The organism is Streptomyces sp. NPDC017940 (genome assembly GCF_044328435.1).
Lineage (GTDB): Bacteria > Actinomycetota > Actinomycetes > Streptomycetales > Streptomycetaceae > Streptomyces.
The window spans coordinates 231,939-244,512 of record NZ_JBIRHJ010000008.1; the positions used below are offsets into that span (position 1 = coordinate 231,939).

General features: G+C 73.1%; 12 protein-coding genes. 9 read left to right on the forward strand and 3 right to left on the reverse strand.

Annotation, left to right across the window (positions count from 1 at the left end):
- Positions 1-60: 60 nt before the first annotated feature.
- Positions 61-549, forward strand: coding sequence for a cupin domain-containing protein (locus tag ACH4DX_RS27360; protein ID WP_398119708.1), 489 nt, complete (start codon positions 61-63; stop codon positions 547-549).
- Positions 542-1,318, forward strand: coding sequence for an SDR family NAD(P)-dependent oxidoreductase (locus tag ACH4DX_RS27365; protein ID WP_398157124.1), 777 nt, complete (start codon positions 542-544; stop codon positions 1,316-1,318). The genes ACH4DX_RS27360 and ACH4DX_RS27365 overlap by 8 nt, the downstream gene beginning before the upstream one ends.
- Positions 1,319-1,591: 273 nt before the next feature.
- Here ACH4DX_RS27365 and ACH4DX_RS27370 read toward each other — a convergent pair whose 3' ends face one another.
- Positions 1,592-3,181, reverse strand: coding sequence for an MFS transporter (locus ACH4DX_RS27370; protein ID WP_398157125.1), 1,590 nt, complete (start codon positions 3,179-3,181; stop codon positions 1,592-1,594).
- A gap of 156 nt (positions 3,182-3,337) precedes the next feature.
- Here ACH4DX_RS27370 and ACH4DX_RS27375 point away from each other — a divergent pair, with 156 nt between their 5' ends.
- Together ACH4DX_RS27375 and ACH4DX_RS27380 are read left to right on the forward strand one after the other, a co-directional pair.
- Positions 3,338-4,126, forward strand: coding sequence for a TetR/AcrR family transcriptional regulator (locus ACH4DX_RS27375; protein WP_398157126.1), 789 nt, complete (start codon positions 3,338-3,340; stop codon positions 4,124-4,126).
- A 128-nt stretch (positions 4,127-4,254) separates the two neighbouring features.
- A complete protein-coding gene (locus ACH4DX_RS27380) occupies positions 4,255-4,728 on the forward strand; it encodes a hypothetical protein (protein ID WP_398157127.1) in 474 nt (157 codons plus the stop codon).
- Here the strand turns inward: ACH4DX_RS27380 and ACH4DX_RS27385 are convergent.
- Positions 4,725-5,633 (reverse strand): LysR family transcriptional regulator, encoded by a 909-nt coding sequence (locus tag ACH4DX_RS27385; RefSeq protein ID WP_398119698.1) that lies wholly within the window; start codon positions 5,631-5,633, stop codon positions 4,725-4,727. The genes ACH4DX_RS27380 and ACH4DX_RS27385 overlap by 4 nt on opposite strands.
- A 177-nt stretch (positions 5,634-5,810) precedes the next feature.
- On the opposite strand from ACH4DX_RS27385, the gene ACH4DX_RS27390 reads away from it, so the two are divergent.
- Entirely contained in the window at positions 5,811-7,130 is a 1,320-nt protein-coding gene (locus ACH4DX_RS27390) for an SGNH/GDSL hydrolase family protein (protein ID WP_398157128.1), read from the forward strand.
- A gap of 21 nt (positions 7,131-7,151) precedes the next feature.
- Here ACH4DX_RS27390 and ACH4DX_RS27395 read toward each other — a convergent pair whose 3' ends face one another.
- Positions 7,152-7,577, reverse strand: coding sequence for a hypothetical protein (locus ACH4DX_RS27395; protein ID WP_398157129.1), 426 nt, complete (start codon positions 7,575-7,577; stop codon positions 7,152-7,154).
- A 206-nt stretch (positions 7,578-7,783) separates the two neighbouring features.
- Between ACH4DX_RS27395 and ACH4DX_RS27400 the strand changes: the two genes are divergently transcribed.
- The 4 genes from ACH4DX_RS27400 (at position 7,784) to ACH4DX_RS27415 (ending at position 12,167) form a co-directional block, all read left to right on the forward strand.
- On the forward strand, positions 7,784-8,860 hold the full coding sequence (locus ACH4DX_RS27400) for an ATP-binding cassette domain-containing protein (RefSeq protein WP_398119692.1): 1,077 nt from the start codon (positions 7,784-7,786) through the stop codon (positions 8,858-8,860).
- Entirely contained in the window at positions 8,857-9,702 is an 846-nt protein-coding gene (locus ACH4DX_RS27405) for an ABC transporter permease (protein ID WP_398157130.1), read from the forward strand. The genes ACH4DX_RS27400 and ACH4DX_RS27405 overlap by 4 nt, the downstream gene beginning before the upstream one ends.
- A 160-nt stretch (positions 9,703-9,862) precedes the next feature.
- On the forward strand, positions 9,863-11,074 hold the full coding sequence (locus ACH4DX_RS27410) for a hypothetical protein (protein WP_398157131.1): 1,212 nt from the start codon (positions 9,863-9,865) through the stop codon (positions 11,072-11,074).
- Positions 11,075-11,135: 61 nt separating this feature from the next.
- Positions 11,136-12,167, forward strand: coding sequence for an endonuclease/exonuclease/phosphatase family protein (locus ACH4DX_RS27415; protein WP_398157132.1), 1,032 nt, complete (start codon positions 11,136-11,138; stop codon positions 12,165-12,167).
- The last annotated feature ends 407 nt before the right edge of the window (positions 12,168-12,574 follow it).

The window sequence follows — 12,574 nt, forward strand, 5'->3', positions numbered from 1 at the left end:
GCTCGACAGCTGGTTCAGCTGCTGCTTCGGCTGCGACGACGGAGAGGATGTGGGCAGCGCATGGCCAAGCGCCCTGTCACCGCCGAGGAACTGATCGCCCGGCACGGCCTCGAGCCCCTGCCCTTCGAGGGGGGCCGTTTCCGCCAGACCTGGGCGGGACCGCCGGACGCCGCGGGGCACCCCGCGGGGACGGCGATCGTCATGCTGCTCACCTCCGCGGCGGACGACTTCTCGGCGCTGCACCGCCTGCCCACGGACGAGGTGTGGCACTTCTACCAGGGCGACCCGCTCGACCTGCTGCTCCTGGCCCCGGACGGCACCGACGAGCTGCGCATACTCGGTGACGGGGACGGAGAGGAGTTCCAGTCGGTGGTGCGCGCGGGAACGTGGATGGGCGCACGGGTGCGGGACGGCGGGGAGTGGTCGCTGTTCGGTACGACGATGGCACCGGGGTTCCTGGAGTCGGACTACGAGGCCGGCGACCCCGACGTCCTCGCCGCCCGCTATCCGCAGCAGGCCGAGCTGATCCGGAGGCTGTGCCGTGACTGACCCCCGCCTGCCCACCCTGGAGGGGCGCGTGGCGCTCGTGACCGGTGCCAGCGGGCTCATCGGCGGTGGCATCGCCCGGCGGTTCGCGCAGGCGGGCGCCGCCGTGGTGGTGCACTGCCACCGCAACGAGGAGCGGGCGCACGAGGTCGCCGCCGGGATCGGTGACGACGGGGGTGCCGCCCTCGTCGTCGCCGCGGACCTGGGGCGGGAGAGCGAGTGCGAGCGGCTCGTCGAGGAGGCGCACGCCTGGCGCGGGCGCCTGGACGCCCTCGTCAACAACGCGGGCATCCAGCCCGTGCAGGAGCTGTCCGCGATGGCGGCACAGGACTGGCGGCGGCTCCAGGACGCCAATGTGACCAGCGCGTTCTGCTGCACGCAGGCCGCCGCCGAGGTGATGTCCGGCCAGGAGCACGGTGGCAGCGTCACCCACATCGCGTCCATCGAGGGGCATCAGCCCGCCGTGGGGCACGCGCACTACAGCGCGTCCAAGGCCGCCCTCATCATGCACGCGCGCGCCGCGGCCGTGGAGTACGGGCCGCGCGGGGTCCGGATCAACAGCGTGTCCCCGGGCCTCATCGAGCACCCCGGCCTCGCCGACGCCTGGCCCGAGGGCGTGCGACGGTGGACGCGGGCCGCGCCGCTGGCCCGCCTCGGGCGCCCCGAGGACGTCGGGTCCGCCTGTGTGTTCCTCGCGTCCGACGCGGCGGGGTGGATCACGGGGACGGATCTCCTCGTGGACGGCGGCGTCAGCGCCCGCTCCACCTGGTGAGCGTCCACCTCCGTAAGAGGCGCCCCGCAAGGGGCGCGGGGAACTGCGCGAGCAACCGACGAAATGCCGCAGACGCGTCTGCCGAGCGACCACGCAGACGCGTCTGCGGCTTGTCGCGCGCTGAGCGCGCAGTTCCCCGCGCCCCTGACGGGGCCGCAGCACCACCCCGCGGCCCTGGCGGGGCACGGCAACGGCCGCCCGGCCCCCCGTACGGGGAAGCCGAGCGGCCGTGGTGTCGCGTACCGCCGTACCTGCGGCCGGCGCCGCCGTACCTCAGCGCCCGGTCTTGACGTCCGCAGACGCCTCCGCGGACTCACTGCCGTCCGGCTGCGCCGCACCCGGCACCGCGGCCGTGGGCGGCGTGTCGCCGCCGCGGGTCCGCATCAGGACCAGGGACAGGGCGGCCGCGACCAGGACACCGATCGCACCGACCACGAAGGCCGACGACATGGCTTCGGTGAAGGCGTCGCGGGCCGTGTGGACCAGGGCCTCGTTACCGGTGCGGGCGGCCTCCGAGAAGGCCTCGACGATGGACTCGTCGGACTTGCCGGGGGCGTCGTCGGGCATCTTGTTGCCGTAGGTGCTCGACAGGATGGAGCCGAGCACCGCGACACCGAGGGCGGCGCCCGCCTGCTGCACCGTGTCGTTCATGGCGGAGCCGACACCGGCGTGCTCGTGCGGGACGGCACCCATCATGGCGGCCTGCGCGGCCGGCATGGCCAGACCGCCACCGGCACCCATGAGGACCATGGCCGTGGTCACGATGCCGAAGCCGTCACCGGGCTCCAGCGTGGCGAGGGTGAAGAAGCCGGACGCGATGACCGCGAGACCGAGCGCCGCCATGAAGCGGTTGCCGATCTTCGGTCCGAGCACGGCGCTGAGGGCGTTGAAGACGAGCGAGGCCAGGGCGAGGGGCGCGAAGGCCCAGCCGGTCTTCGTCGGCGTGTACTCCAGGACGAACTGGAGGTACTGGCTCAGGACCAGCATCAGACCGCCGTTGGCGAACGTCAGCAGGACGATGGAGAAGCTGGCGCCGGTGAAGACGCGGTTGCGGAACAGGGCCAGGGGCACCATGGGCTCTTCGACGCGGGTCTCCCAGATGCCGAAGCCCACGAGGCAGAGCACCGACAGGATCGCGGCCACATAGACCTTCGGGTCCCCGAAGCCCTCCTTGGGCCACTCGGTGATCGTCCAGACCAGCGAGACCATGCCGACCATCGACAGGACCATGCCGACCGGGTCGGCCTTGCGCCAGGGGCCCTTCGACTCCTTCATCAGGACGATCGCGGCGAGGAAGGCGACCGCGGCGATCGGCACGTTGATCAGGAAGATCGAGCCCCACCAGAAGTGGTCGAGCAGCACGCCGCCGAAGAGGGGGCCGCCGACGAGGCCGACCATGGTCACGCTGGACCAGGCGGCGATCGCCTTGGGGCGCTCCTCGTCGTCGAAGACGGTGATCACGATCGACAGGGTGCTCGGCATGATCAGCGCGCCGCCGACACCCATCAGGATGCGGGCGCCGATGAGCTGCTCGGGGCTCTCCGCGATGGTCGCGATGAGGGAGGCGGCGCCGAAGAGCAGCAACCCGATGAGCATCACCTTGCGGCGGCCGAACCGGTCGGAGAGCGATCCGGTGGTGAGCAGCAGACCGGCGAACACCAGCATGTACGAGTCGAGGATCCACTGGAGATCCGACGCGCTCGCGTTCAGGTCCTCGGCGATCGGCGGGACCGCGACGGTGAGGACCATGTTGTCGATCACCAGGACGAGCGTGCTGAGACAGAGCACGATCAGAATCAGCCAGCGCTTCGGATCGCGCTCCTTCGGCTCCCCGGCCGCTGTCTTCGTTCCCACATCGTCCATGACGGACCTCCAGAGCAAGTGCAACGGTACGGCGTTCGCTTACGCCGAACACTGTACGCCCGCCGTACACTGATCGCAAACCCCGAACGGCGTGCGCCCCTGCGGTAGGCTGGAAACGACCACAACGCGAACGACGAGCAGAAAAGGGGTGGCCGCATGCCGCGCGCCGCGCAGCCGACCAATCCGTCGACCGGGCCGTCGAAGTCCTCGCGCAAGGAGACGGCCCTCGACGCGATCGGCTCGGTGTGGACCCGGCCCCAGCGTCCGCGCCGGGACCAGCCCACGCTCAGCCGCGACCAGATCGTGGCCGAAGCCGTCGCCCTGCTCGACACGGACGGCATCGAGGCCCTGAGCATGCGCAAGCTCGGCACCCGTCTGAACGCCGGCGCCACCTCGCTCTACACCCACGTGTCCAACAAGGACGAACTGATCGAGCTCGTCGTCGACGAGGTGTACGGCGAGATCCGAGTGCCGCGGCCCGAGTCCGGCACCGAGTGGCGGGCGGCCGCCGTGGAGTGCGGGCACAACGTGCGCGCCGCGATCCTGCGCCACCCCTGGATCGCCTCCGTCCTCGGCGAGGTCGGCATGGCCCACCTCGGGCCGAACATGATGCGGCTCACCGAGGACACCCTCGAACTCTTCGAGAGCGGCGGCTTCACCCCCCCGCGCGCGGAGGTCGCCCTCAAGACCATCTGGGCGTACGTCATCGGCACGGCCGCCACCGAGGCCGCGTGGCTGACCATGCTGGCCCGCAGCGGCCAGGAGGAGCAGGAGTGGGCGGAGCGGGTCGCCGCCATCTCCGAGCAGGCCATGGAGCCCTACCCGCGGCTGCGGCAGCTGTACGCGGAGCAGGGCGCGGGCGCCGCCGACCAGACCCGCCGCAGCAACTTCGACGTGGGCCTCGACGTCATCCTGGACGGCCTGGAGGCCCAGCGCGGCGCCTGAGCCGCGGCCCCGCCCCGCTGCTGGACGTGCCGCCCACCGGTCCCCCCTCCCGAGCGTCCGACCGGCCGGACGCACCCGAACGGCCCACCCCGTTCGCCGTGCCGCCCCGCCCGTCGGACGCTCGGTCCATGGACTCCCCACAGCACGACCGGCCCGGACAGCCCGGCCCGCAGGGCCACCACAGCCATCGCGGACACGGCACCTGGGTCTCCGGCAGCACGGTGTTCGCCGGTGTCCTGATGCTGGTGAACGGCGTTCTCGGCGTCCTTGCCGGGATCGCGGGCATCGCGGAGGACGACGTGTACGCCCGTATCGGCGACTACGTCTACAAGTTCAACCTCACCACCTGGGGCTGGATCCACCTCGTGCTCGGCCTGCTCATCGCGGTGACCGGCGCGGGCATCCTCAAGGGCGCCGACTGGGCCCGGGGCGCGGGCGTCGCGCTCGCCGCCCTCGGCATGGTCGCGCAGTTCCTGTGGCTGCCGTACACCCCGCTGTGGGCCCTCGTCTCGCTCGCGCTCGGCGCGTTCGTGATCTGGGCGCTGTGCACGGACCCGGGCGCGGCGGCCACCAGGGGCGCGGGCCCCGCGGACAGGTCCTAGAACGCCGCGGGCCCGCCGTTCGCCGCGACGACGTCCCGGACGGCGCGGATGAACGCCTCCGTGCGGGCGTCGGCGCCGCCCGTGCGCCAGATCAGGCCCACGTCCGCCGTGGGCAGGTCGTGCACGGGGACGAAGGTGACGTCCGGCCGGGCGTAGTACGTCTGCACGGACGCGATGACCGGGGACACGCCCTGGCCCGTGGCGACCAGGGTCATGAGTTCCTGGAACGTCGCCACGTCCTGCCCGCGCCGGATCTCCCGGCCGCTCGGCGTGCGCGGCGGCACGTGGAAGTCCCACCAGTACGCGGGCGCGCCACCGGCCACGCCGAAGAACGTCTCGCCCGCGAGTTCCTCGAAGGACAGTGCGGCGCGCCCCGCGAAGCGGTGGCCGAGCGGCACCGCGAGGGCCCGCTTCTCGTTGATGACGACGGGGCCCACCGTCAGATCGGGCTCCTGCACCGGCAGACAGGTGAAGAGGACGTCCACCTCGCCCCTGCGCAGCGCGCCCAGCGGGTCCTGGAACTGCGTCTCGCGCATCCGCACCTCGCACCCCGGGCACCGCTCCCGGAACAGCTTCAGGACCGGCTGGGTGAGCGATCCCGCCCCGGAACCGAGGAAGCCGACCCCCAACTCCCCCTCCACGCCCCGCGCCACGTCCTTGGCGCGGGCCACGGCCGCCTCCATCCGGTCGTGCAGCGGCGCGAGGTCGTCGTACAACTGCCGTCCCAGGGGCGACATCCGCACCACCCGGCTGGTGCGCTCGAACAGCGGCGCCCCGATCTTGCGCTCCAGCTTCTTCACGGTCTGGCTGACCCGGGCCTGCGAGAGCAGCAGCCGCTCGGCCGTGCGGCCGAAGTGCAGTTCCTCGGCGAGGGTCAGAAAGGTCTGAAGTTCCTGCCGTTCCATGCCGCGCTCCCCCTGTGACCTGGATCGATAAGCCCGATCGTGGTGATCGTTCCACAGATCGGCGTTGATGGTCCCGCGGCGTCGGCGGATCTTTGGGGAGTCGGCACGGCAGCGTGCCCGACCACCCCGGAGCCGGGGCACTCCCGGCTCCGGCACACCCAGCCCGAGGAGCTCGTGATGATCTCGCGTACCCGTACGACCGCCGTCGCCGTCGCCCTCGCCGTCACCGCCGGTACCGCCGTCACCGTCGCCCGGGCCTCCGACGCCGGGACCGCCCGCCCCACGTCCGGCCACGAGGCCGCCGCGGAGGCCTGGACCGCGGCGTGGGCGGCGGCACCGCAGCGTCCGAGCACCGACTTCAAGGCCAACTGGTCCGAAGCGGGCTTCGACGACCAGACCCTCCGGCAGGTCGTCCGGGTGACGGAAGGGGGTGACAGAGCCCGGATCCGTCTCTCCAACCGGTACGGGGCCTCACCGCTGCGCGTCGCGAGCGCGACCGTCGCCCGTACCGCGGGCACCGGGGGCGCGGACGTCGAGCGGGGCTCGGTGCGGCGGCTCACCTTCGGCGGCGCGGGGTCGGCCACCGTCCCGGCGGGCGGGCAGCTCGCCAGCGACGAAGTCGGCCTCGGCCTCCGCCGGTTCGAGTCCGTGACCGTCACCCTGCACCTGGCGGGCACCACGGGCCCCGCCACGTTCCACGCCCAGTCGTTCGCCACCAGCTACCGGGCGCAGGGCGACCACACCGCCGACACCGGCGGGCGGGCCTTCGAGGAGTCGACCGAGTCCTGGTACTACCTGTCCGGCGTGGACGTGCGCGACACGGAGCGGCGGAGCGAGCGCGGAGCCGGGGCCCGGGCCGGGCGGGGCGGTGTCGTCCTCTTCGGCGACTCCATCACCGACGGGTTCGCCTCCACCACCGACGCCAACCGGCGCTGGTCCGACGCCCTCGCCGAGCGCCTCGCGAAGTCCGGGGCGCCGCGGCCCGTCCTGAACTCCGGCATCGGCGGCAACATGGTCCTCAACGACTCGGCCTGGTACGGCGACAAGGGCACCGGCCGGTTCCGCAGGGACGCCCTCGACCTGCCGGGCGCCAGGACCGTCGTCGTCCTCGAAGGCGTCAACGACATCGGTTTCAGCGAGACCGACACGCCCACCTACAAGCCCGCGCCCGTCGTCAGCGCCGAGCAGCTCATCGCCGGGCACCGCAAGCTGATACGCGCCGCGCACGACAAGGGCCTGAAGGTCGTCGGGGCGACGCTGGTGCCGCTCGGCGGGTCCGACCACTACGGGGCGCGGGCCGCCGCCGTCAGCGACGCGTTCAACGCGTGGGTGCGGACGTCCGGCGAGTACGACGCGTACGTCGACCTCGACCGGGCGCTCGCCGATCCGGCGGACCCGGAGCGGATCCGGCCCGCCTACGACAGCGGGGACCACCTGCACCCCAACGACGCGGGGTACCGGGCCATGGCCCGGGCGGTGGACCTCGACGCCCTGTGAGGCACGGGCGCCGCGGGGGCCTCACTCCCGTGTGTAGTACCGGTAGAACGCCGCCGCGAAGACCGCCGCGGCGACCACGGCCGCCGTCACAGCCGTCCGCAGGACACTCGCGTCCGTGAGGCCGCACAGGAAGCCGAGGGACACCCCCGCGAAGAGCGCCCAGGCCGCGGCCCGCAGCTCCCGGGGCAGCGCGGGGGCGGCCGCGCGCAGCGCCACGTACAGACCGGCGAAGGCCAGGGCGGACAGCACCCCGAGAAGGACGTTGCCGCCGGTGATCGGGCCGCCGTCGCGGTGGTTGGCGGCGGCCCAGACGCCGTACACGACGGCGAGGAGGGCGGGCACCGCCCAGGTGGCCGAGAGTGCTCCCAGGCCCGCGTGCGCGCCGTGCCCGCCGTGTGCGGTGTGCGTGCCGTGCCCGGTGTGCCCGGTGTGTGCGGTGTGAGCCATGACGCGGCTCCTCTCTGCTCACGCCCAGTGGCGTCCTGTTCCCCAGCTCAAGGAAACACCCGTTCGACCCCGCGCTCCACCGGAGCCCGTGCCACGCCGGGCGGCGGCGGCCCGCTGCCGGCCCCGCAGCGATGAGTTTCCGCCGCCGGACCGGTCTTCCCCCATGACGGACAGCCGACGAACCGCACAGCGGAGGGCACAGGGACATGAGCAGCAAGCACCCACACCGGGGAGCGGGGTCCGGAGGTCCGGCCATCGAGACCGCGGGCCTGGTCAAGACGTTCGGCGACAACCGCGCGGTCGACGGCGTCGACCTGACCGTCCCCGCGGGCACGGTCTACGGGGTCCTCGGGCCGAACGGCGCGGGCAAGACGACGACCGTGAAGATGCTGGCCACGCTGTTGCGCCCGGACGGCGGTGAGGCGCACGTCTTCGGCCACGACGTGGTCCGCGAGGCCGACACGGTCCGCGGCCTCGTCAGCCTCACCGGGCAGTACGCCTCGGTGGACGAGGACCTCACCGGCACCGAGAACCTGGTGCTCCTCGCCCGCCTCACCGGACACGGCAAGAAGGCCGCGTACGCCCGCGCCGAACAGCTCCTGGACGCCTTCGGGCTCGGGGACGCCGCGCCCCGGCAGGTGAAGCACTACTCCGGCGGCATGCGGCGCCGCATCGACATCGCCGCCTCCATCCTCAACACCCCCGACCTGCTGTTCCTCGACGAGCCGACGACGGGCCTCGACCCGCGCAGCCGCAACCAGGTCTGGGACATCGTCCGCGCCATCGTCGGCCACGGCACGACGGTGCTTTTGACCACGCAGTATCTGGACGAGGCCGACCAGCTCGCGTCCCGCATCGCCGTCATCGACAAGGGCCGGGTCATCGCCGAGGGCACCAAGGGCGAGCTGAAGGCGTCCGTCGGCGCGGGTTCCGTGCACGTCAGGCTGCGCGACGCCGAGCAGCGCCCCCGGGCCGAGGAGGTGCTGCGACTCGCGCTCGACGGCGCCACGATCCAGCGGGAGGCCGACCCGGTCGCGCTCACCGCCCGCGTCGGCGAGGGCTCCGGCAACGGCACAGGCGCCGCCGAGCAGGCGTCCCGCGCCCTCGCCGAACTGGCCCGCACCGGCATCACCGTCGACAACTTCTCCCTGGGCCAGCCCAGCCTCGACGAGGTGTTCCTCGCGCTCACCGGCCACCCGAGCGAGCACGAGCCCCCGGGCGGCGGTGCCGCCCAGAAGGACGTCGACGTCAACGACCGCCAGGAAGCCGAGGCAACGCGATGAGTACCGCGACCACCACCGAGGCCCAGGACCTCGCTCCCGTCCGCACGGAGTCCCTCACCGACCTGCTCATAGCCAAGGAGCGCCCGCCGCGCCCCAGCGCCCTGTCCGCGTCCCTGACCTTCGGCTGGCGCGCCATCCTGAAGATCAAGCACGTGCCGGAGCAGCTCTTCGACGTCACGGCGTTCCCGATCATGATGGTGCTGATGTACACGTACCTCTTCGGAGGCGCCCTCGCCGGTTCCCCGCGCGAGTACATCCAGTACCTGCTCCCCGGCATCCTGGTGATGTCCGTCGTCATGATCACGATGTACACGGGCGTCTCGGTCAACACCGACATCGAGAAGGGCGTCTTCGACCGCTTCCGCTCGCTGCCGATCTGGCGGCCCTCGACGCTCGTCGGCTACCTCCTCGGCGACGCCCTGCGGTACGCCATGGCGTCCGCGGTGATGCTGACCGTCGGCATCATCCTGGGCTTCCGCCCGGACAGCGCGCTCGGCGTGCTCGCCGGGGTGCTGCTCCTGCTCGTGTTCGCGTTCGCGTTCTCCTGGGTGTGGACGATGTTCGGGCTGCTCCTGCGGACGGAGAAGTCCGTGATGGGCGTCAGCATGATGGTGCTCTTCCCGCTGACGTTCCTCAGCGACATCTTCGTGAAGCCGGAGACCATGCCCGGCTGGTTGCAGGCCTTCGTCAACAACAACCCCGTCACCCATGTCGCCGCGGGCGTGCGCGGTCTGATGGAGGGCGACTGGCCGGCCGCCGACATCGCCTGGAGCCTCGGCTGGGCGGGCCTGCTCGTCGCGGTCTTCGGCCCGGTGACGATGCGGCTCTACAACCGCAAGTAGCCCGCGCGCGGGCCTCGCAGGCGGCGCGCAGGCCCCCGCACGCGGCACGCGGTCCCTCGCACGCGGCGCGCGGGCGGCGTCCCACGAAGGCGGGCATTCCTGCCCCCATATGCAGTGACCCCGGTCGCGCGGTCCGCGGCCGGGGTCTTGCCTGGGGGGCGTGCCCAGACGCCCCCGCGCCGCCCTGTCCGCCGTACTGCTGGTCCTCGGCTGCCTGCTCGTACCGCTCGGCACGGTCTCGACCTGGGCGAAGTACGAGATCGAGGACACGGGCGCGTACGTCGCCACGATGGCGCCGCTCGCCTCCGACCCGGCGGTGCGCGCCGCCGTCAGCGACGCCGTCACCGAATCCGCGATGAACGAGATCGACACGGGTCCGCTCCAGTCGGTCGTCACCTCCTTCGTCCGGGACGCGGTGCACTCCTTCACCGAGACCGGCGCCTTCCAGGCCGCGTGGAACGCCGCCAACCGCGCCGCGCACGACGCCGTGCAGGCCGCGCTCACCCACGACTCCGACGGCGCCGTCACCATCGACCTCGCGCCCATCACCCAGCAGGTCAAGCGCCAGCTCACCGAGGAGGGCACGCCCTTCGCGAACCGCATCCCGGTGCGGCACACCGAGGTCACGGTCATGCGGGCCCAGGATCTCAGCGACTTCCGTAAGGGGTTCCGCATGCTCCAGGTCGCCGGTCTCTGGCTGCCCGTCACCGCCGTGCTGCTCGCCGCGGGCGGCATCCTCCTCGCGGTGCGCCGCCGCCGGGCCGTGGTCGCAACCGCCCTCGGCGCGGCCGCGGGGGCGACCGCGCTCGCCGTCGCCGTCGCCGTGGGCCGCGGGCTCACCCTCGACGACCTCCCGTCGGACGTGTCCCGCGACGCGGCGGGCGCCGTGTACGACGCCCTGACCGCCACCCTGCGGACCGCGTCCTGGGTGATCGTCGCCGTGGGGCTCACGGTGGCACTCGGTACGTGGCTGAGCCGACGCCCATCGAGCGCGGGGGTGACCCGGGGGTCCCGGGGGTCTCGGGGGTCCGGGGGGTCCGGGGGGTCCCGGGTGTCCCGCCTGACAGGACTGTTCCGGCGGGATGGACGGCGTACGCCCTGTGCGGCCGGTTCGGCCGGAGGAGCCGGTTCGCACGGTGCGGCCTGTTTGCGTGGAGCAGCCGGTGTGGCCGGTGTGGACGGAGCCACCGGTTCGGATTGTTCGGCCGGAGCGGACGGAGCCGCGGTTGGTGACGGCGCGGGCGGCGCCGCCGTCGTCGCCGTCGACGCCCCGCGCCCCGACCGCGCGCGGTGCGCCCCGGCCTCGGGGGCGGTCGCCCCCGCCCCCCTTCCCGCCCTCGGCAACCCGCCCGCCGTCCGTTCGCGTCCCTGAGGGAGGATCTGCGCGCGCGGACACCTCCGCGCGCGAGACGAAAGGGCGCCCCTTGGAGCACGTGACGGCACCGTCCCCACCCCCCGAGGCGGGGCCCGGCGGCCTCGACGGCGGTGGCGAGGATTCGTACGTACGGCGGCCGCAGAGCCGTCGCGTCGCCGCCTGGGTCGCCGGGCTGCTCCTCGCCGGGGTGAGCGCCGTGCTCGGGTGCCGCGCCGCCGACACGGACGCCGTCACACCCGTGCCGCAGGTCCTCGCCTTCCTGCCGTGGCTGCTCGTGCCCGCCGCGGTCGCGCTGCTGCTCGCCGCGCTCGGGCGGTGGCGGGTCGGCCTGGTGTGGGCGGTCGCCGTGCTCGGCGGGCTCACCTGGTTCGTGCAGCCGTACGGGACGGTGGCCGACCCCGAGGGGCCGCCGGTCGCCGAGGTGCGGGTCCTCGCGTCGAACGTCGAGTTCGGGCGCGGAGTGCGGGGGCTCCTCGAGACGGTGCGGGAACGCAGGCCAGACCTCGTCTTCGCCTCCGAGTGCGACCGGGCGTGCGACGCCGTGCTGCGCGCCGGGCTGCCCCGGTCCGCCTACCCCTACCGGGTCGCCGTCTCCGGCAACGGTGCCGACGGCTCCGTCATCCTCAGCAACCTGCCGCTGAAGCCGGCCGACGGCGTACGCGGGACCCTCGGCATGCCCGGTGCCGTCGCCGACATCAAGGGCATCCCCGTACGGCTCCAGCTCGCCCACCCCATGCCGCCGACGCCCGGTGACGTCGGCCGCTGGCGTACCGAGCTGGGGCGGCTTCGTGACTTCGCCGCCTCGGGGGGCGGGCAGGCCACCATCCTCGCCGGGGACTTCAACGCCACGCAGGACCACGCGGCCTTCCGGCGGATTCTCGGTGCCGGGTTGCGGGACGGTGCGCGGGTCGCCGGCTCCGCCCGCACTCCCAGTTGGCCCACCTCTGTGCCGCGGCCCTTCGGTACGCAGATCGATCACGTCCTGGCGACGGAGGACTTCGCTGCGCGTGACGCCCGCTTCCTGGAGATCGGTGACACCGATCACCGGGCGCTCCTCATCGACCTGACCCTGCATCGCGCCCCGGAGTGACCGCGCCCCCCGTCGGCGCTCCGCGCCCCGTCCTCAATCGCCGGACAGGCTTTTTCCCCCACCCGCCCGCCCTTCCATCGCGCTGGCGCGCTCGTCCTCAATCGCCGGACGGGCTCTTCCCCACCCGCCCGCCCTTTTCCCGCGCTGCGCGCTTGTCCTCAAACGCCGGACAGGCTGGATACTTCGCCCCGACGGCACGAACGCAGCCCACCCGGCGAAGCTCTCAAGCCCGTCCGGCGAACTCGCAAGCCCTCGCCAGAGCTCTCAGCCCTTCCGGCGAAGCCCGCAAGCCGTCCAGCGAAGCTCGTAAGCCCGCCCGGCGGAGCTTCCAAGCCCACCCGGCGAAGCTTCCAAGCCTGCCCGGCAGAGATCTCGAGCCGGTCCGGCGAGACTCTCAAGCCGGTCCG